The sequence below is a fragment of the Streptomyces speibonae genome (assembly GCF_984686075.1).
In genome coordinates this window covers 5,641,613-5,659,808 of record NZ_OZ480260.1, presented here as the reverse complement: position 1 = coordinate 5,659,808, position 18,196 = coordinate 5,641,613, and the positions used below count along the sequence as shown (strand labels likewise).

15 protein-coding genes and 2 tRNA genes are annotated in these 18,196 nt (G+C 71.0%); 5 read left to right on the top strand and 12 right to left on the bottom strand.

Annotation, left to right across the window (positions count from 1 at the left end; all coding sequences use genetic code 11):
- Positions 1–48: 48 nt before the first annotated feature.
- Entirely contained in the window at positions 49–1,104 is a 1,056-nt protein-coding gene (locus AC5L3C_RS25325) for an acyltransferase (protein ID WP_493651030.1), read from the bottom strand.
- 296 nt (positions 1,105–1,400) lie between these two features.
- Entirely contained in the window at positions 1,401–4,025 is a 2,625-nt protein-coding gene (locus AC5L3C_RS25320; RefSeq protein ID WP_493651028.1) for a valine--tRNA ligase, read from the bottom strand.
- Positions 4,026–4,162: 137 nt separating this feature from the next.
- On the opposite strand from AC5L3C_RS25320, the gene AC5L3C_RS25315 reads away from it, so the two are divergent.
- The gene (locus tag AC5L3C_RS25315; protein WP_493651026.1) at positions 4,163–5,116 is read left to right on the top strand and encodes a hypothetical protein; all 954 of its coding nucleotides are present in this window, start codon (positions 4,163–4,165) and stop codon (positions 5,114–5,116) included.
- Positions 5,117–5,156: 40 nt separating this feature from the next.
- Positions 5,157–6,077, top strand: coding sequence for a hypothetical protein (locus AC5L3C_RS25310; protein ID WP_493651024.1), 921 nt, complete (start codon positions 5,157–5,159; stop codon positions 6,075–6,077).
- A gap of 73 nt (positions 6,078–6,150) precedes the next feature.
- Here AC5L3C_RS25310 and clpX read toward each other — a convergent pair whose 3' ends face one another.
- The 5 genes from clpX to AC5L3C_RS25285 all read right to left on the bottom strand — a co-directional run bounded on the left by clpX (position 6,151) and on the right by AC5L3C_RS25285 (position 10,964).
- On the bottom strand, positions 6,151–7,437 hold the full coding sequence (gene clpX, locus AC5L3C_RS25305) for an ATP-dependent Clp protease ATP-binding subunit ClpX (RefSeq protein WP_004931355.1): 1,287 nt from the start codon (positions 7,435–7,437) through the stop codon (positions 6,151–6,153).
- A 183-nt stretch (positions 7,438–7,620) separates the two neighbouring features.
- On the bottom strand, positions 7,621–8,331 hold the full coding sequence (locus AC5L3C_RS25300; RefSeq protein ID WP_493651022.1) for an ATP-dependent Clp protease proteolytic subunit: 711 nt from the start codon (positions 8,329–8,331) through the stop codon (positions 7,621–7,623).
- Positions 8,332–8,441: 110 nt separating this feature from the next.
- Positions 8,442–9,047: an ATP-dependent Clp protease proteolytic subunit gene (locus AC5L3C_RS25295; RefSeq protein ID WP_164555846.1), complete on the bottom strand. Its 606-nt coding sequence runs from the start codon at positions 9,045–9,047 to the stop codon at positions 8,442–8,444.
- 280 nt (positions 9,048–9,327) lie between these two features.
- Positions 9,328–10,722: a trigger factor gene (tig, locus tag AC5L3C_RS25290; protein WP_493651020.1), complete on the bottom strand. Its 1,395-nt coding sequence runs from the start codon at positions 10,720–10,722 to the stop codon at positions 9,328–9,330.
- 165 nt (positions 10,723–10,887) lie between these two features.
- Positions 10,888–10,964: transfer RNA gene (locus AC5L3C_RS25285), tRNA-Pro, on the bottom strand.
- A gap of 181 nt (positions 10,965–11,145) precedes the next feature.
- On the opposite strand from AC5L3C_RS25285, the gene AC5L3C_RS25280 reads away from it, so the two are divergent.
- Positions 11,146–11,219: transfer RNA gene (locus tag AC5L3C_RS25280), tRNA-Gly, on the top strand.
- 104 nt (positions 11,220–11,323) lie between these two features.
- Here AC5L3C_RS25280 and AC5L3C_RS25275 read toward each other — a convergent pair.
- The gene (locus AC5L3C_RS25275; RefSeq protein ID WP_493651018.1) at positions 11,324–11,656 is read right to left on the bottom strand and encodes a hypothetical protein; all 333 of its coding nucleotides are present in this window, start codon (positions 11,654–11,656) and stop codon (positions 11,324–11,326) included.
- 131 nt (positions 11,657–11,787) lie between these two features.
- Positions 11,788–11,982: a hypothetical protein gene (locus AC5L3C_RS25270; RefSeq protein WP_125506501.1), complete on the bottom strand. Its 195-nt coding sequence runs from the start codon at positions 11,980–11,982 to the stop codon at positions 11,788–11,790.
- A gap of 626 nt (positions 11,983–12,608) precedes the next feature.
- On the opposite strand from AC5L3C_RS25270, the gene AC5L3C_RS25265 reads away from it, so the two are divergent.
- Positions 12,609–13,805, top strand: a complete 1,197-nt coding sequence (locus AC5L3C_RS25265; RefSeq protein WP_493651015.1) for an acyltransferase family protein — start codon at positions 12,609–12,611, stop codon at positions 13,803–13,805.
- Between the two features lie 29 nt (positions 13,806–13,834).
- Here the strand turns inward: AC5L3C_RS25265 and AC5L3C_RS25260 are convergent, their stop codons facing one another.
- Both AC5L3C_RS25260 and AC5L3C_RS25255 read right to left on the bottom strand, forming a co-directional pair.
- Complete coding sequence (locus tag AC5L3C_RS25260; RefSeq protein ID WP_493651014.1) at positions 13,835–14,296, bottom strand: HD domain-containing protein; 462 nt, start codon at positions 14,294–14,296, stop codon at positions 13,835–13,837.
- Positions 14,297–14,720: 424 nt separating this feature from the next.
- Positions 14,721–15,899: a PP2C family protein-serine/threonine phosphatase gene (locus AC5L3C_RS25255; protein WP_125506498.1), complete on the bottom strand. Its 1,179-nt coding sequence runs from the start codon at positions 15,897–15,899 to the stop codon at positions 14,721–14,723.
- 162 nt (positions 15,900–16,061) lie between these two features.
- Here AC5L3C_RS25255 and AC5L3C_RS25250 point away from each other — a divergent pair, with 162 nt between their 5' ends.
- Positions 16,062–17,315, top strand: a complete 1,254-nt coding sequence (locus AC5L3C_RS25250) for a GNAT family N-acetyltransferase (protein ID WP_493651012.1) — start codon at positions 16,062–16,064, stop codon at positions 17,313–17,315.
- Between the two features lie 7 nt (positions 17,316–17,322).
- Here the strand turns inward: AC5L3C_RS25250 and AC5L3C_RS25245 are convergent, their stop codons facing one another.
- The gene (locus AC5L3C_RS25245; RefSeq protein ID WP_493651010.1) at positions 17,323–18,156 is read right to left on the bottom strand and encodes an Fpg/Nei family DNA glycosylase; all 834 of its coding nucleotides are present in this window, start codon (positions 18,154–18,156) and stop codon (positions 17,323–17,325) included.
- Between the last annotated feature and the right edge of the window lie 40 nt (positions 18,157–18,196).

Below are 18,196 nucleotides of genomic sequence, written 5' to 3'. Positions count from 1 at the left end.
AGTCTACGGAGCCGCCGGGCCCGCACCGGCCAGGCCCCGGCCCCCGCGTCAGCCGAGCCATTTCCGCAGCCCGAGGCGGCCCCACAGGACGCTCGCGGCGAAGGACAGCGCGGCCGCGGCCACCGCCGTCACGGCGAGCCCCGGGGGCGCCCACCACCCCGCCGGCAGCGCCTCGGCGGCGGGCCCGGCCAGCAGGGACACCCACAGCAGATGCACCAGATAGGTGCCGAACGACGCGTCCGACAGCCGTTCCAGCACCGCCCGCGCCCGCCGGGGCACACGTACCCCGGTCACCGCCGCGAGCACCGCGAAGGTCGGTGCGGCCACCGCCACGCTTCCGTAGGCGGCGGGGTGGCGCACCGTGAACTGGTACGCGACGAGCGCGACGAGGGCGACCGCCGTGGCCGCGAGCCACAGCGGGCGCGGGCCGTGCCGGCCGTCCCGCCGGGCGGTGAGCAGGGCGGCGCCCGCGACCGCGTACCCGAGCGAGGACAGCGACACGCCCCACTCCCAGGTGTGCGGCGGCAGCCCGGTCAGCGTCCGCAGGTCCCCGGTGGCTGCCGGGGCGACGGCGAAGGCGACGAGCAGCAGCAGCGCCCGGCGGGGCAGGGCACCCTGCCGCAGGACGAGCACGGCGCAGCCGAGGAGCAGCAGGAGCGGGACGTAGGCGTAGAGGTACCAGAGGTGGAAGGCGGCCTCGACGGAGCCGAAGAGCGCCCCGAGCGCCTCCCTGGCGGTGCCGTCCGGGGGCGGCGGTCCGCTCAGGTGCTGCCACGCGAGGTAGAGGGCGGTCCACACCGCCATCGGGCGCAGGATCCGGCCGAGCCGGGTGAGGAGCCGGGCCTCGTCGCGCACCGGCGAGCCGGCGAGGGCGGCCCACCCCGCCATGGCGTAGAACGCGGGTACGGCGAACCGGCCGGCCGAGTCGCCGACGACGCCGCTCGTGCGGTGCCCGGCGTCGAGGAACTCGGCGGAGGCGTGCACCAGCACGACGGCGGCGGTGCAGAGCACGCGCAGCAGGTCGATGTCGTGGCGCCGGTCCGCGTGGGGCGGCCCGTCCCGCACGGGCGGCTCGGCGGGCTGCGGCGCGGTGGTGCGGGGCATCGCGGGGTGCTCCTGACGGCGGCGGCCGGACGGCGGACGGAGCCGCAGCCTCCCCCGGCCGGGTTACGCACCCCCCACCACGACGTGAACGGCCTCCGACCGCAGCGGTCGGAGGCCATGACCGCGCCCGCGAGAGGAACGGCCCGGGACCACCGCGGTCGGAGGCCGTGCGTGCCGGGGTCGGCCAGACCTCCGCCAGACGCACCAGCCGGCCGGTGACCCCGACGCCACCGGCCGCACGCGGACGGCCCCCCGGCCGCTGCGGTCGGGGGCCGTGGGTGGCCGGGGGGGCCGCCTCAGGTCTGGGGCAGGCGCTCCAGTTGGGCGGTGATGCGGGCGATGTCCTCCTCCGCCTTCGCCAGCCGCGTGCGGATCTTGTCCACGACGTGGTCCGGCGCCTTCGCCAGGAACGCCTCGTTGCCGAGCTTCGCCGTCGCCTGGGTCTTCTCCTTCTCGGCGGCGGCGAGGTCCTTGGCGAGCCGCTTGCGCTCGGCGGCGACGTCGATCACGCCGGACAGGTCCAGCGCGACCTCGGCGCTCTCGACGGGCAGGGTCGCCGTCGCGGTGAAGGCGTCGCCCTCCGGCTGGAGGCGCAGCAGCTGCCGGATGGCCGGCTCGTGCGGGGCGAGCGCCGTGCCGTCGAGGGTGAGCCGGGCCGGAACCCGCTGGCCGGGCTGCAGGCCCTGGTCGGCGCGGAAGCGGCGGACCTCGGTGATCACCGACTGGAGCGTGGCGATCTCCCGCTCGGCGCCGGCGTCCCGGAAGCCGCTGTCGGCGGGCCAGTCGGCGATGACGACCGACTCGCCACCCGTCAGGGTCGTCCACAGCGTCTCGGTGACGAAGGGGACGATGGGATGGAGCAGCCTGAGCGTGACGTCGAGGACCTCGCCGAGGACGCGCTTGCTGACCTCGGCCGGCTCGCCGCCCGCCTGGAACGTCGTCTTGGACACTTCGACGTACCAGTCGAAGACCTCGTCCCAGGCGAAGTGGAACAGCGCGTCGGACAGCTTGGCGAACTGGAAGTCGTCGTAGTGGGCGTCGACTTCGGCGATGACCGAGTTCAGCCGGGACAGGATCCAGCGGTCGGTCGCCGACATCGTCGAGGGGTCCGGCAGCGGGCCCTGGACCGTCGCGCCGTTCATCAGGGCGAAGCGGGTGGCGTTCCAGATCTTGTTGGCGAAGTTGCGCGAGCCCTGGACCCAGTCCTCGCCGATGGGGACGTCGACGCCGGGGTTGGCGCCGCGCGCGAGCGTGAAGCGCAGGGCGTCGGAGCCGTACTTGTCCATCCAGTCCAGCGGGTTGACCGCATTGCCGAAGGACTTCGACATCTTCTTGCCGAACTGGTCGCGGACCATGCCGTGCAGGGCGATGGTGTGGAACGGCGGGGTGCCGTCCATCGCGTAGAGGCCGAACATCATCATCCGGGCGACCCAGAAGAAGAGGATGTCGTAGCCGGTGACCAGGACGGAGTTCGGGTAGAACTTCGCGAGCGACTCGGTTTGTTCGGGCCAGCCGAGGGTGGAGAACGGCCACAGTCCGGAGGAGAACCAGGTGTCCAGGACGTCGGTGTCCTGGTGCCAGCCCTCGCCGGCGGGCGGCTCCTCGTCGGGTCCGACGCAGACGACCTCGCCGTTCGGCCCGTACCAGACGGGGATGCGGTGGCCCCACCACAACTGCCGCGAGATGCACCAGTCGTGCAGGTTGTCGACCCAGTCGAAGTACCGCTTCTCCATCTCCTGCGGGTGGATGGTGACCTTGCCCTCGCGGACCGCGTCACCGGCGGCCTTGGCGAGCGGGCCGACCTTGACCCACCACTGCATGGACAGCCGGGGCTCGATGGTGGTCTTGCAGCGCGAGCAGTGGCCGACGGAGTGGACGTAGGGCCGCTTCTCGGCGACGATCCGGCCCTCGGCGCGCAGCGCGGCGACGATGGCGGAGCGGGCCTCGAGCCGGTCCAGGCCCTGGAAGGGGCCGTGGGCGGTGATGACCGCGTGCTCGTCCATGACCGCGATGGCGGGCAGGTCGTGCCGTTGGCCGATCTCGAAGTCGTTCGGGTCGTGGGCGGGGGTCACCTTGACGGCGCCGGTGCCGAACTCGGGGTCGACGTGCTCGTCCGCGACGACCGGGATGGAGCGGTCGGTCAGCGGCAGTTTGATGTGCTTGCCGACGAGGTGCTTGTAGCGCTCGTCGTCGGGGTGAACGGCGACGGCGGTGTCACCGAGCATGGTCTCCGCGCGGGTGGTGGCGACGACGATGGTGTCGTCGCCCTCGCCGTACTTCATGGAGACGAGCTCGCCGTCGTCGTCCTGGTACTCGACCTCGATGTCGGAGATCGCGGTCAGGCAGCGCGGGCACCAGTTGATGATGCGCTCGGCGCGGTAGATCAGCTCGTCGTCGTAGAGCCGCTTGAAGATGGTCTGGACGGCCTTGGAGAGGCCCTCGTCCATCGTGAAGCGCTCGCGCGACCAGGCGACACCGTCGCCGAGGCGGCGCATCTGGCCGCTGATCTGGCCGCCGGACTCGCTCTTCCACTGCCAGACGCGCTCGACGAACGTTTCCCGGCCGAGGTCGTGGCGGGACTTGCCCTCCTTGGCGAGCTCCCGCTCGACGACGTTCTGCGTGGCGATGCCGGCGTGGTCCATGCCGGGCTGCCACAGCGTCTCGTAGCCCTGCATGCGCTTGCGGCGGGTGAGGGCGTCGATGAGGGTGTGCTCGAAGGCGTGCCCGAGGTGCAGGCTGCCGGTGACGTTCGGCGGCGGGATGACGATGGTGTAGGGCGGCTTGTCGCTCTTCTCGTCCGCCTCGAAGTAACCGCGCTCTACCCAGCGCTCGTACAGCGGCCCCTCTACGTCGGCCGGCGCGTACTGGGTCGGCAGTTCGGTGGTGGGCGCTGGTGGCTGCTGCTGAGCGTTCTCGGTCACGCGGCTCAGTTTAGAGGCGTCACGGGCCTGTCCCGAAACGCGTTTCCTTTGTAACGGTGCGACCCCCGCCGACCTGAACCTGTCACTCCTGAGTCAGGATGTCAGCAACGCATAAGCATCTGGAGGGGAACCCAGAAATGAGCTACAACCAGCCGGGCCCGTACGGCGGGCAGCCACAGCAGCCCGGACCGTACGGCCAGCCGGGTCCGTACGGCCAGCAGCCGCAGACTCCGCAGCCCGGCTACGGCTACCCTCAGCAGACGCCGCCCGGCCAGCCCGGCTACGGCTACCCGCAGCAGCCCGGCCAGCCCGGAGTGCCGCCGCAGCAGCCCCCGTACGGCCAGCAGCCGCCCTACGGGCAGGCCCCGTACGGCATGCCGCCCCAGCCCCCGGCCTCGGGCGGCGGCGGCAAGAAGGCCGCCGTCATCGTCGGCGCGGTCGCGGTCGTGGCCGCCATCGGCGTGGGCGTGTACTTCGTGATCGGCGGAGGCGGCGGGGCGGGCGGCCTGGAGGACGACGGCCCGCACAAGCTGTCGGCGCCGAAGACGCTGATGAGCGACTACACCCGGGTCGGCGAGGGCGGCGAGGACTCCAGCTCCAGCACGGTGGAGGACCTGGCCGAGGGCGGCATCAAGGACGGCAAGTCCGTCGGCGCCTCCTACTCGACGGCCGACTTCAGCGGCTACGACCCGCAGGACCCGACCACGATCCCCGACCAGTCGGAACTGCTGACCGCGCGGGGTGTGTCGTTCGTCGGCGCCTACGGCGAGGTCGCCGACCCGGAGGCGGCGCTCGACAAGATCTTCGCGTCCCTCAAGAAGGAGACGGAGGAGGGGTCGGACAACAAGCTGATGTCCGAGCTGGTGGGCGAGCCCGAGGCGGTCGACATCGACGGCGCGGTGATGAAGTGCCAGGCTGCCAAGGGCACCAACGACCTCACCCGCAAGGAGACGACCAACTGGTTCTGCGCCTGGGCCGACTACAGCACCGTCGTGATCGTCTCGCCCGGCGACAACACCAAGGACATCACCAAGAGCGCCGCCTCGGACATCACCACCAAGGTCCGCAACGAGGTCCGCGTCAAGGCCTGACCACCCGACCACCACACTCCACCCGGAGGGGAATCCAGTAATGAGCTACAACCAGCCGGGCCCGTACGGGGGACAGCCCCAGCAGCCGGGGCCGTACGGACAACCGGGTCCCTACGGCGGACAGCCGCCGCAGGCCCCCCAGCCCGGCTACGGCCACCCCCAGCAGACACCGCCGCCCGGTCAGCCCGGTGTTCCGCCGCAGCAGCCCCCGTACGGCCAGCAGCCGCCCTACGGGCAGGCCCCGTACGGCGCGCCGCAGCAGCCCCCGGCCTCGGGCGGCGGCGGTGGCAAGAAGGCCGCCATCATCGTCGGCGCGGTCGCGGTCGTGGCCGCCATCGGTGTCGGCGTGTACTTCGTGATCGGCGGAGGCGGCGGCGCGAGCGCCCTGGAGGACGACGGCCCGCACAAGCTGGAGCCCCCGGCCTCGGTCGGCGAGTTCAAGAAGGGCGGCGACGGTTCGGACGACGGCGGCCCGACGGGCACCGAGTCCGCCGCCGACCTGAAGAAGCTCGGCATCGAGAGCGGCACGGTGGTCAAGGCGTCCTACGCCAGCGGCTCGGCCACCAAGCTGGGCAAGGCCATGGCGTTCAACGGCGCCTACGGGGAGATCGGTGACCCGGAGGCCACCATCGACAAGGGCTTCGCCACCGCCCACGAGAACTCCAAGGACACCGGCGACAACGCGGGTGAGCCGGAGACGGTCACCTGGAAGGGCAGCCCCGAGACGGTCGAGCCGAACGGTCTCGACGGCGCGGTCATGAAGTGCCAGACCGCCTCGATCACCGAGGGCGAGCAGAAGCTCGAGATGCCGGTGTGCGTGTGGGCCGACTACAGCACCTACGGCGTGGTCAACGGGCTGGACCTGGCAGCGGCGCAGAAGGGCGGCAGCGGCAACCTGGCCACGGACGACGTCGCGTCGTTCGCCGCAGAACTGCGAACGGCGGCGCGGGTCAAGGCCTGAGCACCGCCGGAGACGGACGCGGAAGGGGCCCCGGGTCGACCGGGGCCCCTTCGCGTGCGCGGTGCGGTGGCGGTTACGCCGTCTTCTGCTCGCCCGAGCCCCGGCCGCGGGCGTCGCGCGGGATCAGGGTGGGGTTGACGTTGGAGAGGACCACATCGGCGGTGATGACGACGCGGGCGACGTCCTTGCGGGAGGGGACCTCGTACATCACGCCCTGGAGGACTTCCTCCATGATGGCGCGCAGGCCGCGGGCGCCGGTCTGGCGCAGGATGGCCTGGTCGGCGATGGCCTCCAGCGCCTCGCGCTCGAAGTCCAGCTCCACACCGTCGAGTTCGAAGAGGCGCTGGTACTGCTTCACCAGCGCGTTGCGCGGCTCGACGAGGATCTGGAGCAGGGCCTCGCGGTCCAGGTTGTGCACGCTGGTGATGACCGGGAGCCGGCCGATGAACTCGGGGATCATGCCGAACTTGACCAGGTCCTCCGGCATGACCTCCTCGAACTGGTCCTTGGACTCCATCTCCCGCTTGGAGCGGATCGTCGCGCCGAAGCCGATGCCCTTGGCGCCGGCCCGGCCCTCGATGATCTTCTCCAGACCGGCGAAGGCGCCGCCCACGATGAACAGCACGTTCGTCGTGTCGATCTGGATGAACTCCTGGTGCGGGTGCTTGCGGCCGCCCTGCGGCGGCACGGAGGCCGTGGTGCCCTCGAGGATCTTCAGCAGGGCCTGCTGTACGCCCTCACCGCTGACGTCGCGGGTGATCGACGGGTTCTCACTCTTGCGGGCGACCTTGTCGATCTCGTCGATGTAGATGATCCCGGTCTCGGCCTTCTTGACGTCGTAGTCGGCCGCCTGGATCAGTTTCAGCAGGATGTTCTCGACGTCCTCGCCGACGTAGCCCGCCTCGGTGAGCGCCGTGGCGTCGGCGATCGCGAAGGGCACGTTCAGCATGCGGGCGAGGGTCTGGGCCAGCAGCGTCTTGCCGGAGCCCGTGGGGCCCAGCAGCAGGATGTTGGACTTCGCCAGCTCGATGGCGTCCTCACGGCCCTGGGCGCCGCCGTTCTCGCCGGCCTGGACGCGCTTGTAGTGGTTGTACACGGCGACGGAGAGGGCCTTCTTGGCCGCCTCCTGCCCGACCACGTACCCCTCGAGGAACTCGTAGATCTCGCGGGGCTTGGGGAGCTCCTCCCAGCGGACCTCACTGGTCTCGGCGAGCTCTTCCTCGATGATCTCGTTGCAGAGATCGATGCACTCGTCGCAGATGTACACACCGGGCCCTGCGATGAGCTTCTTGACCTGCTTCTGGCTCTTGCCGCAGAACGAGCACTTGAGCAGATCGCCGCCGTCACCGATGCGTGCCACGGTGTGCTTCCCCTTCGCCTGGGAGACGACCGGACGTCCATGTCCGGCGGCTCCTGGTGCTGCCTTATGTCCGACGGTACCTTGCCGAGCCCCCCGTTCGGGCCCCCCTTGGCACGGTTCACTTTGACGTGGACCGTGCCAAACCGTGCCAAGGGGCGGCAGACGTTACACCCCCGCCCCGCGTCAGCGCAGGCTGGAGTTGTCCATCTTCCGGGTGGTGATGATCTGGTCGATCAGGCCGTACTCCAGCGCGTCCTCGGCCGTGAGGATCTTGTCGCGCTCGATGTCCTCGCGAATCTTGTCGATCGGCCGGGTGGAGTGCTTGGCCAGCAGCTCCTCCAGCTGCGTACGCATCCGGAGGATCTCGTTGGCGGCGATCTCCAGGTCGGAGACCTGGCCGCGGCCGGTCTCGCTGTACGGCTGGTGGATCAGCACGCGCGCGTTGGGCAGGGCCATGCGCTTGCCGGGGGTGCCGGCGGCCAGCAGGACGGCGGCGGCGGAGGCGGCCTGGCCCATGCAGACCGTCTGGATGTCCGGCTTCACGTACTGCATCGTGTCGTAGATCGCCGTGAGCGCCGTGAAGGAGCCGCCGGGGCTGTTGATGTAGACCGAGATGTCCCGGTCGGGGTCCATCGACTCCAGGCACAGCAGCTGCGCCATGACGTCGTTGGCGGAGGCGTCGTCGATCTGGACGCCGAGGAAGATCACCCGCTCCTCGAAGAGCTTCGCGTACGGGTCGTACTCGCGGATGCCCTGGGAGGTGCGCTCGACGAAGCGCGGGATGACGTAGCGGGACTCGGCCGCGGGGCCGGTGTACTCGGCGCTGGGGGTACCTCCCGCGCCCTTGAGGCTGTGGGGGCGGTCGTACAGGCCGCTGCCGGGGAAGTCGTTCACGGTGTCTCCTGAAAGGGGCTGAGGCGGTCGGCTGGGGCTGCTGGGGCGGGTCACCGGGCACGGGCGCCCGGTGGGGGCGGTACGGGGCCGCAGGGGCTCCGTACGGCCGCTCAGGCCCCGGTGCCGCCGCCGCCCGGCATGCCGGCGGCCGTGGCGATCACGTCGTCGATGAGGCCGTACTCCTTGGCCTCGAAGGCGTCGAACCAGCGGTCACGGTCGGAGTCGCGGGTGATCTGCTCGACCGACTGGCCCGTGTGCTGGGACGTCAGCTCGGCCATGCGCTTCTTGGTGTGCAGCAGCCGCTCGGCGTGGATCTTGATGTCCGAGGCCGAACCGGCGAGGCCGGCGGACGGCTGGTGGATCAGGATCTCGGCATTGGGCAGCGCGAAGCGCTTGCCGGGGGTGCCGGCGCTCAGCAGGAACTGGCCCATGGAGGCCGCCAGGCCCATCGCGATCGTCACCACGTCGTTCTTGATGTACTGCATGGTGTCGTAGATCGCCATGCCGGCCGTGATGGAGCCGCCGGGGCTGTTGATGTACAGGTAGATGTCCTTGTCCGGGTCGGAGGCAAGGAGCAGCAGCTGTGCGGTGATCTTGTTGGCGATGTCGTCGTCGACCGGCTGGCCGAGGAAGATGATCCGCTCGTTGAGCAGCCGGTTGTAGACCTGGTCGCCGAGGCCACCACCGATGGAAGGCTCGCCGGCGGCGGAGGGCATCAGATTCGTCACGTATCCACCTGCTCGTCTTACGACGGCGCCGGGCCGTCTCACGTATCCCTACAGGGTCGGAGCCGTATCCGGTGACTCACGTCCCCTGGTATTCAAGGACCCTAACGCGGGGACTCCGCCGGGGAATCCCGGTAACGGGAGTGTTCGCCGGGGGCGTAGAGAGGTGCCTGTTCGGTTTGCGGGGCCGCGGGCCGTCCGGCCGGACAGGAAGGCCCCGGAGTGCCGTGCACCCCGGGGCCTGCTGATCACGTCAGCGGTGACGCGAGGGTCAGCCCTCGGTCTTCTCCTCGGCGGGGGCCTGCTCGGCGCCCTCGGCCGCGGCCTCGGCGGACGCCGTGGTCTCGTCCTCCTCGTCGTCCTCGAGGTCGACGATCTCGCCGTTGGTGTCCTTGACCGTGGCCTTCTCGACCACGGCGGCCAGCGCCTTGCCGCGGGCGACCTCGCCGACGAGCAGCGGGACCTGGCCCTGCTCGACGACGGCCTGGGCGAACTGGTCGGGGGACATGCCGGAGGAGGCGGCGCGCCGCATGAGGTGCTCGGTGAGCTCCTCCTGGTTGACGTTGAGCTTCTCCTGCTTGACCAGCTCGTCGAGCACGAACTGGGTCTTGATGCCCTTGACCGCGGCCTCACGGGTCTCGGTCTCGAACTCCTCCTCGGTCTTGCCCTGGATCTCCAGGTACTTCGCGAGGTCGAGGCCCATCTGGCCGAGCTGGTGGTGCTCCAGGTTGTGCTTGCGGGTGTTGATCTCGTCCTCGAGCAGCTTCTCGGGGACCGGGACCTCGACCAGCTCGAGCAGCTTGTCCAGGACGCGCTCCTGGGCCTGCGTGGCCTGGTCGTACTGCTTCATGTTCTCCAGGCGCTTGCGGCTGTCCGCGCGCAGCTCCTCGAGGGTGTCGAACTCGGAGGCGAGCTGGGCGAAGTCGTCGTCCAGCTCGGGCAGCTCGCGCTTGGCGACCTGGGTGACCTTGACGGTGACCTCGGCCTCCTTGCCGGCCGCCGAGCCGCCCTTGAGCTCGGAGGCGAAGGTGGCCTCGCCGCCGGCCTCCAGGCCCTTCACGGCGTCGTCGATGCCGTCCAGCAGCTCGCCGGAGCCGATGGTGTAGGAGACACCGTCGGCCACGCCGTCCTCGAGGACCTCGCCGTCTACCTTGGCCTGCAGGTCGATGGTGACGACGTCGCCGTCCTCGGCGGCGCGCTCCACCGGGCTGGTGGAGGCGAAGCGCTCACGCAGCTGCTCGACCGACTTGTCGACGTCCTCCTCGCTGACCTCGACGGCGTCGACCTCGACCTCGATGCCGGAGTAGTCCGGGATCTCGATGGAGGGACGGATGTCGACCTCGGCGGTGAAGTTCAGCGTCTCGCCGTCCTTCAGCTCCGTGATGTCGACTTCGGGCTGGCCCAGCGGGCTGAGCTCGGCCTCGTTGACGGCGTCGGTGTAGAACTTCGGGAGGGCCTCGTTGACGGCCTCCTCCAGCACCGCACCGCGGCCGAAGCGCTGGTCGATGACGCGGGCCGGGACCTTGCCCTTGCGGAAGCCCTTCACCGTGACCTGCTGGTTGATCTTCTTGTACGCCGCGTCGAGGCTGTCCTTGAGCTCCTCGAAGGGCACCTCGACAGTGAGCCGAACCCGGGTCGGGTTCAGGGTCTCCACGGCGCTCTTCACGGTTCGGTCTCCTTGTGGCTGACTTCTCGGGTTCCGCCGGTACCAGAACGGTCCGGCCGATTCGCCGCCCGGAGGACTTCAGAGACACACAGGGCGCGCAGCTTGCATAGTAACGGCAGCGGCTACGGCACCCAAAAGGCGATCACCGGCGGATGAGCAGGTGGGTGGTCGGGGTGGCGGGATTTGAACCCACGGCCTTCCGCTCCCAAAGCGGACGCGCTACCAAGCTGCGCCACACCCCGTCTGGTGCGACACGTAGGGTACATGCATGCAGGCCGGATCGGCCGCCGCATTTCCCGGGCACGCTGCGGCGCCGTCGGCGGGCGGAAACAGGGGGTGCGGCAACGGGGTGTGCGACGAGGGCGCACGACCCGCTACGATGCCTGTCAGTGCCGCGGTCACCCGACGCGCGGCGCACTGCGTGCGGGCGTAGCTCAATGGTAGAGCCCCAGTCTTCCAAACTGGCTACGCGGGTTCGATTCCCGTCGCCCGCTCCACGTGGCCCAGGGCCAGGTCGGAGGTCGTTCCTCCGCCTGGCCCTGACCGCTTTCCGGGGCTGCGATCAGCCGGTCGGGCCCCGGCGAGCCCCCTGGACCTTCGGTCACCCGCCCCGCGGCCGGGGAACATCGCGCAGTATGTCGTCGATACGGCCGTTCCCCTCCTCGTATCCGTCGCCCCCGTCCTCCAGTTCCATGATCCGCCTGATCTGCTCGGGCGTGAGGCCGCGGTCGTGCAGGTCGATGACCTGTTCACGCCACGCGATCGCCGAGGCAGCCCCCTCGATGCGGTAGTGAGCGTCCCGGGCCTCGCGCGCGATCTCCTGCGCCTGGTCGAGCGCCTTGTCCGCCCTGCGCAGGCTCGCCACGGCGACCACGACCGCTATCAGGTTTCCCAGGACCGCCGACAGTGCGGCGACAACGGTCCAGACGTCCATGAGGTCCTCCCCCGCAGGTGCGATTCCCTCGCCCGCTCCGGACGGCTCAGGGCCGGGTCGAGGTCCTCATCCTCGGTCCGGCCCTGATCGTTACGTGGTCGTGGACGGGGTCCGCGCGGGGCGGGGCGGGGTCAGAAGCTGATCGAGTTGATCATCTCCGCTATCGAGTCCAGGAACCGCTGGATGTCGTCGGCCATGCCGGTGGAGGCGAGGAAGAAGCCGAAGAGGACGGCCACGATCGCCGGCCCGGCCTTGATGGAGCCGCCTCTCATCAGCACCACCAGGATGATCCCCAACAGCAGCACCACTGACAGTGAAATGGCCACAACTGATCACACCCTCGGTCGGTTCCGGCTTCCCCGGCCCGGGCGACGCGACCCCGCGCACCCCGCCAGAACCATCGTGCCACCAACGGGGCCCCACCATGCGAGGGCTGACGCATCATCCGCCTCACGGTGTCCCGGCGCGCGTGCGTGCGCCCGCCCCCGAGGGCCAACGGCACCGTGTCGCACGACAATTCGAAGGGACACCCGCACAGGGAATTCGAGGGGATCGTTTCCGTCTCCACACAACCCGTTCGCAGGTAATTCGAATTGCCCCCGCAGCTCATCCGACGCGCCCGCGACGCGCGGCGGGAAAGGCTGACGAAGCCGGACATTTCACCGGAGTCGCCTGCCGCTCTCATGCCCCGCTCAGTCCTGAACTGTCATGACAAAGAGACCCTGTGGAGCGGTCAAACCGGGCGCTCGCTCGATGTGTTGACCGTCACCCGATGGGCATGCTCACTTTCCCCAATCCGGGGTACCCGGACCGGATAACCAGGAATGACGTCAGGCGTTTTACGAAATCCCACGGACAACGCTAGGGTGCCTCAGATGTTTCACGCTGCCTCGTCCCCCGCAAGCGCAGCGAGCTCACCGACCGCCTCCCCGAGTCCCTGGCGGGAGGGTCAGTGACGAACTCGCAGCGACCGCACGGCAACCACAGGACGCCGCTCCCCCCGGCACAGTCGCCGGCGGACGGAGTGCCGAGCCCGCGCACCACGAGCAGGGAGAACGACCGGCCGGCGCCGTCCGGCAAACAGCGCGACGCGTTCTTCGACAACGCCAAGTACCTGGCGATCGTGCTGGTGGCCGTCGGCCACGCCTGGGGCCAGATCCTGGACGACGGAGCGGTGGAGACCGCGTACCGCGTGGTGTACACGTTCCACATGCCGGCGTTCATCCTGATCTCCGGCTACTTCTCGCGCAGTTTCGACCTGCGCACCAAGCATGTGAAGCGGCTGATCACCGGGGTGATCGTCCCCTATGTCGTCTTCGAGACGGCGTACGCGCTGTTCCAGCGCTTCGGCAACGACGACCCCGACAACGGCATCACGCTGCTGGACCCCACCTACCACCTGTGGTTCCTGTGTGCCCTGGTCGTCTGGCGGGTGACCACCCCGGTGTGGCGGACGATCCGTCATCCGCTGGCGGTCTCGCTGGTCCTCGCCGCGCTCGGCTCCGTGTCGCCGCAGATCGGTGACGACCTGGAACTCCAGCGGGTGTTGCAGTTCCTGCCGTTCTTCGTCCTCGGCCTGGTGCTGCGGCCCGAGCACTTCCAGCGGGTGCAGCGCCGTTCGGTGCGCCTGATGTCCCTGCCGGTCGTCGCCGCGGTGACGGCCCTCGCGTGGTGGACGATGCCGCACCTGAAGCTCGGCTGGCTCTACCACAGCAGCGCCGCGGAGGAATTGGGCGCGCCGTGGTGGGCGGGCCCGCTCATGGTCTTCGCGACGCTCGGCTGCTCGCTGGTGATGACCGCCGTCTTCTTCGCCTGGGTGCCGCGCCGGCACATGTGGTTCACGGCACTCGGCGCGGGCACGATCTACGGCTACCTGCTGCACGCCTTCCTGGTGAAGGCGGGCAACTACGCGGGCTGGTTCAACGACCCGGCGTTCGGCGAGCCGGTCGGCGCGATCGGACTGACCGTCCTCGCGGCCGCCGTCGTCACGGCGCTGTGCACCAAGCCGGTGCAGCGGACCCTGCGGTGCGTGGTGGAGCCGAAGATGGCGTGGGCCTTCCGGCAGGACCCGGCCGAGACGGCCCGCGAACGCGAGCAGCGCGCCGGTGGCAGCGAGGTGCGCCCGCAGGGCGAGAAGGTCTCGGTCTAGGTCCGGCAGGGCCTGGCGCCCGGTCCGGCTCAGTCCGTCAGCCCGAGGAGTGCGCGCATGTGCGCGTACTTCCCGGTCAGCCGTTTCCGGGTGGGGGTGTCGAGGACGGCGAGGCGGGCCGGGTCGGCGTTGTGCGCCAGGTCCGCCTCCTTCACGAGCAGCGCGCCGGGGGTGGCGAGGATGCGGGCGGCGTACGCCTCGGGCGGCTCCCCGGGCCGCTTGGTGACCGCGCGGACGATGTCCTTGGTCCGCCTGGTGAGCGCGGCCTCGTCGAGCCACCGTTCCGTCAGCCTGTCGTCCTCGACGGCGTCGTGCAGCCAGGCCGCCGCGATCTGTTCGGGGTCACCGCCCCGCGCCCGCACGCCCTCGGCGACGGCCCGGAGATGCTCCGCGTACGGCCGCCCCGCCTTGTCCGTCTGCCCGGCATGCGCGGCACGGGCAAGGGCCTCCACCTGATCGACGGTCAGCGGGGTGCGCGGTGTCTCGGTCATGCGGCCAGTCTGCCCCGCGCCTCCGGCCGTTGGGGCCGGGGCGACGGCTCCGAGGCGGTGCGGACCGTATCAACGGCCCGAGGGCCGACGGGCGTCGGGCGTCGGGCCTCGGGCGTCGGGGATCGGGCCTCGGGGATCGGGCCTCGGGGATCGGGCCTCGGGGATCGGGTATCGGGGATCGGGCCTCGGGGATCGGGTATCGGGTATCGGGGATCGGGTATCGAACCCCGCCTTCCAGGGGGCCCATGTCACCCCTCGCCGGCCGGGCGTGGAGCGAACGGCGCGCCGCCCGAGCCGGCTCCGGGCGAACGATGCTCAGGGCAGTTGCCCCGCTGCACAGCGCTGGGGGGTGAGCTGGCACCGGTGCGATGCGGGCCTCACCGGCGTGCATCGACCCGACGTGTCGCGAACCGCCGCGACTCCGTCAGCGGCCCGCCGCGGCCGTCGGGCCCTCGCGGCATATCAGCAGCAGCGCCCGGTCGTCGTTGACGTCCTTGGCGACGGACTCGATGAGGTGCCAGGCGGCGCCGTGGAAGCCGCCGGCGACGTAGCGGTCGGCCTCGCCGGTGAGGCGGTCGATGCCCTCGACCATGTCCCGGTCGGAGGTCTCCACCAGGCCGTCGGTGAAGAGCATCAGGACGTCTCCGGGACGCAGCGAGCCCTTCACCGGGTCGAACTGGGCGCCGTCGTACACGCCCAGCAAGGGGCCGTCGGCGGCCTTCTCCTCCCAGCGGCCGCTGCCCGCGCTGAGCTGGAGGCCGGGCGGGTGGCCGGCGGAGTAGAGCTCGTAGTCGCCGGAGTCCAGGTCGAGCACCAGGTGGATGGAGGTGGCGAACCCCTCGTCCCAGTCCTGGCGCAGCAGATAGCCGTTGGCGGCCGGGAGGAAGGCGTGCGGCGGGAGGCTGCCGAGCAGACCGCCGAAGGCACCGGACAGCAGCAGGGCGCGCGAACCGGCGTCCATGCCCTTGCCGGAGACGTCGGTGAGCACGACCTCCAGGGTGCGCCCCCCGTTGGTGCGGGCCGCCACCACGAAGTCGCCCGAGAACGACTGTCCGCCCGCCGGACGCAGCGCCATCTCACGGTGCCAGCCGTCCGGCAGCTTCGGCAGCTTGCTCTGCACCCGGATGCGTTCGCGCAGGTCGAACAGCATGGTGCCGCCGCGCCGCCAGGGCACGCCCACCCTGCTGCGGAACTGGGCGACGAGCAGCCCGAAGAACCCGCAGGCCGCGACGACCAGAACCACACCGGGGGTGACCCGCGCCGCGCCCTCGGTGTAGGGGCCGAGCCGCACCGCCTCCACGATCAGCGCGGTGGCCGCGGCCGCGTACAGACCGAGCAGACTCGCCGGGCGCAGCAGCAGTCCGCCCGCGACGATCGGGATGACGAGTGCGGCCGGCGCGCACCACACGGAGTTGGCGAGGGTTCCGGCCGCGATGAGCGGAACGGTGAGCAGCAGTCCGGCGAGCGCGATCCAGTCCGAGCCGTCGCCGCGGAAGTAGTCGACCGCGGCTCGGCGCACGCCGACGCGGGCCCGGTGCCACTGCTTCCTCAACCGGGCCGTCAACGTGTCGGCTTCCGCCCGCCGCTGTCGTTCTGCTGTCATTAGTCCGGGACCCTATCCATCGGACCGGCCGCTTGGCACGGGAGGTCCTGGTTGTCCCCCTGATGGGGACCGGACTCACAGTGAACTTCACGGGATGCCGTCATGGGGCCGCACGGGAGAAATTCTCTCGCTCGTCCCGCATTGCCCTGGTAGGCATGGCTCATGGCGAACCAGCAGAGGGACCCCGCGCCCGAACTCCGGACACTCAAGCCGGACGAATGGGACGAGATGTACGCGAATCTCCTCCGTGCCTTCGGCGGCCCCCCGGAGGCGCCCGAGGAGCGCGAACTGTGGAACGCGCTCACCGAGTTCGACCGCTTCCTGGCCGCCTGGGACGCCGGCGCGTGCGTGGGGTCGGCGGGGGCGTTCTCCTTCCGGCTGACCGTGCCCGGTGGCGCGTCCGTGCCGGCGGCGGGCGTCACCATGGTGAGCGTGGCCGCCACCCACCGGCGGCGCGGGCTGCTCACGTCGATGATGCGGCGGCAGCTGGACGACGTGCGCTCCTGGGGCGAGCCGCTGGCGGTGCTCACGGCGTCCGAGCCGGGGATCTACGGCCGGTTCGGCTACGGTGCGGCGACCTTCCAGACGGACGCGACGATCGACACCCGGCGCGCGGGTCTGTCGGTGCCGGCCGGTACGGATGACGTACGGCTGCGTTACGCGGAGCCCGCCGAGGTGCTGGACGCGTGCGAGGCGGTCTACGCCCGGCTGGTGCCGGGCCGCCCGGGGATGACGGCGCGCCGGCCCGGCTGGGAGCGGCTGGGGCTGCTCGACCCGGAGAGCCGGCGCGACGGCGGGTCGCCGCTGCAGTGCGTGGTCGCGGAGCGGGACGGCGGGACGGTCGGGTACGCGCGGTTCCATGTGGTGCCGTCCTGGGGGCCGGCCGGGCCCGACGGCGAGGTGCGGCTCAGCGAACTGGCGGCGCTGGACCCGGCGGCGGACGCGGCGCTGTGGCGGTTCCTGTTCGACATCGACCTGACGTCGACGCTGGTGGCGCGCGGGCGGCCGGTGGACGACAGCTGGCAGTACCTGGTGTCGGACATACGCCGCTGCCGTCCGACCCTGCGGGACGCGCTCTACGTGCGTCTGGTGGACGTCGGGGCGGCGCTGCGGGCGCGGACGTACCAGGCGCCGGTGGATGTCGTGCTGGAGGTGGCGGACTCCTTCTGCCCCTGGAACGAGGGGCGTTGGCGGCTGACCGGGGACACGAAGGGCGCGTCCTGCGAGCGTACGGAGGACGCGGCCGACCTCGCCGTGTCCGTACGGGAGTTGGGGGCGGCGTATCTGGGCGGGGTGAGCCTCACGGCGCTCGCCGGGGCGGGCCGGGTGCGTGAACTGCGGCCGGGCGCGCTGGCGGAGGCGTCCCTGGCGTTCGGCAGCGGCGGTGCGGCGCCCTGGCTGCCGCACGGTTTCTGAGCGCGTTTCAGGGGCGCTGGCAGACCGGGCACCAGAAGAGGTTGCGGGCGGCGAGACCGGCGGTGCGGATCTCGCCGCCGCAGATGTGGCAGGGCAGGTTCGCCCTGCGGTAGACGTACACCTCGCCGCCGTGGTCGTCGACGCGCGGCGGGCGGCCCATCGCCTCGGGGGTGTGCTCCGGGCGGACGGTGTCGATGCGGTTGTTGCGCACGCCCTCGCGCATGAGTCCGGCCAGGTCGGCCCAGATCGCCTTCCACTGCTCCGCGGTGATGTCCCGGCCCGCGCGGTAGGGGTCGATGCCGTGCCGGAAGAGGACCTCGGCGCGGTAGACGTTGCCCACGCCGGCGACGACCTTCTGGTCCATGAGGAGCGCGGCGATCGTCGTACGGCTGCGGCTGATCCTGCGGTACGCCCGGTCCGGGTCGGCGTCCGGGCGCAGCGGGTCGGGGCCGAGGCGGTCGTGCACCGCCCGCTTCTCGCCGTCCGTGATCAGGGCGCAGGTGGTGGGGCCGCGCAGGTCGACGTACGAGGCGTCGTCGGCGAGGCGGAGACGGACGGTGTCGGTGGGCGGCGGCGCCGGGGCCGGGCCGAAGGTGACCTTGCCGAAGAGTCCGAGGTGGATGTGGACCCAGTCGGCGGGCCCGTCCGCCCCCGGAGCGCCGCCGAAGCCGAGGAAGAGATGCTTGCCGTGGGCGTCGGTGGAGTGCAGCGGGGTGCGGTCGAGGAGGGCGGCCGCGTCGGTGAACTTGCCCTGGGGGCTGGTGACGCGGAGGGGGTCGCCGGCGGCGAAGGCCTCCGCGTAGTCCGCGGCCAGCCGGTGGATCGTGTGGCCCTCGGGCACGGGTCCCCCCTCACTCGCTGTTCTGCGTACCGCGTCCCGT

Bases quoted from the DNA above. Each gene is read 5' to 3' on its own strand.
- AC5L3C_RS25325 (WP_493651030.1), bottom strand. From the start codon at position 1,104: ATGCCCCGCACCACCGCGCCGCAGCCCGCCGAGCCGCCCGTGCGGGAC.
- AC5L3C_RS25315 (WP_493651026.1), top strand. From the start codon at position 4,163: ATGAGCTACAACCAGCCGGGCCCGTACGGCGGGCAGCCACAGCAGCCC.
- AC5L3C_RS25310 (WP_493651024.1), top strand. From the start codon at position 5,157: ATGAGCTACAACCAGCCGGGCCCGTACGGGGGACAGCCCCAGCAGCCG.
- AC5L3C_RS25295 (WP_164555846.1), bottom strand. From the start codon at position 9,047: ATGCCCTCCGCCGCCGGCGAGCCTTCCATCGGTGGTGGCCTCGGCGAC.
- AC5L3C_RS25275 (WP_493651018.1), bottom strand. From the start codon at position 11,656: ATGGACGTCTGGACCGTTGTCGCCGCACTGTCGGCGGTCCTGGGAAAC.
- AC5L3C_RS25260 (WP_493651014.1), bottom strand. From the start codon at position 14,296: ATGACCGAGACACCGCGCACCCCGCTGACCGTCGATCAGGTGGAGGCC.
- AC5L3C_RS25255 (WP_125506498.1), bottom strand. From the start codon at position 15,899: ATGACAGCAGAACGACAGCGGCGGGCGGAAGCCGACACGTTGACGGCC.
- AC5L3C_RS25250 (WP_493651012.1), top strand. From the start codon at position 16,062: ATGGCGAACCAGCAGAGGGACCCCGCGCCCGAACTCCGGACACTCAAG.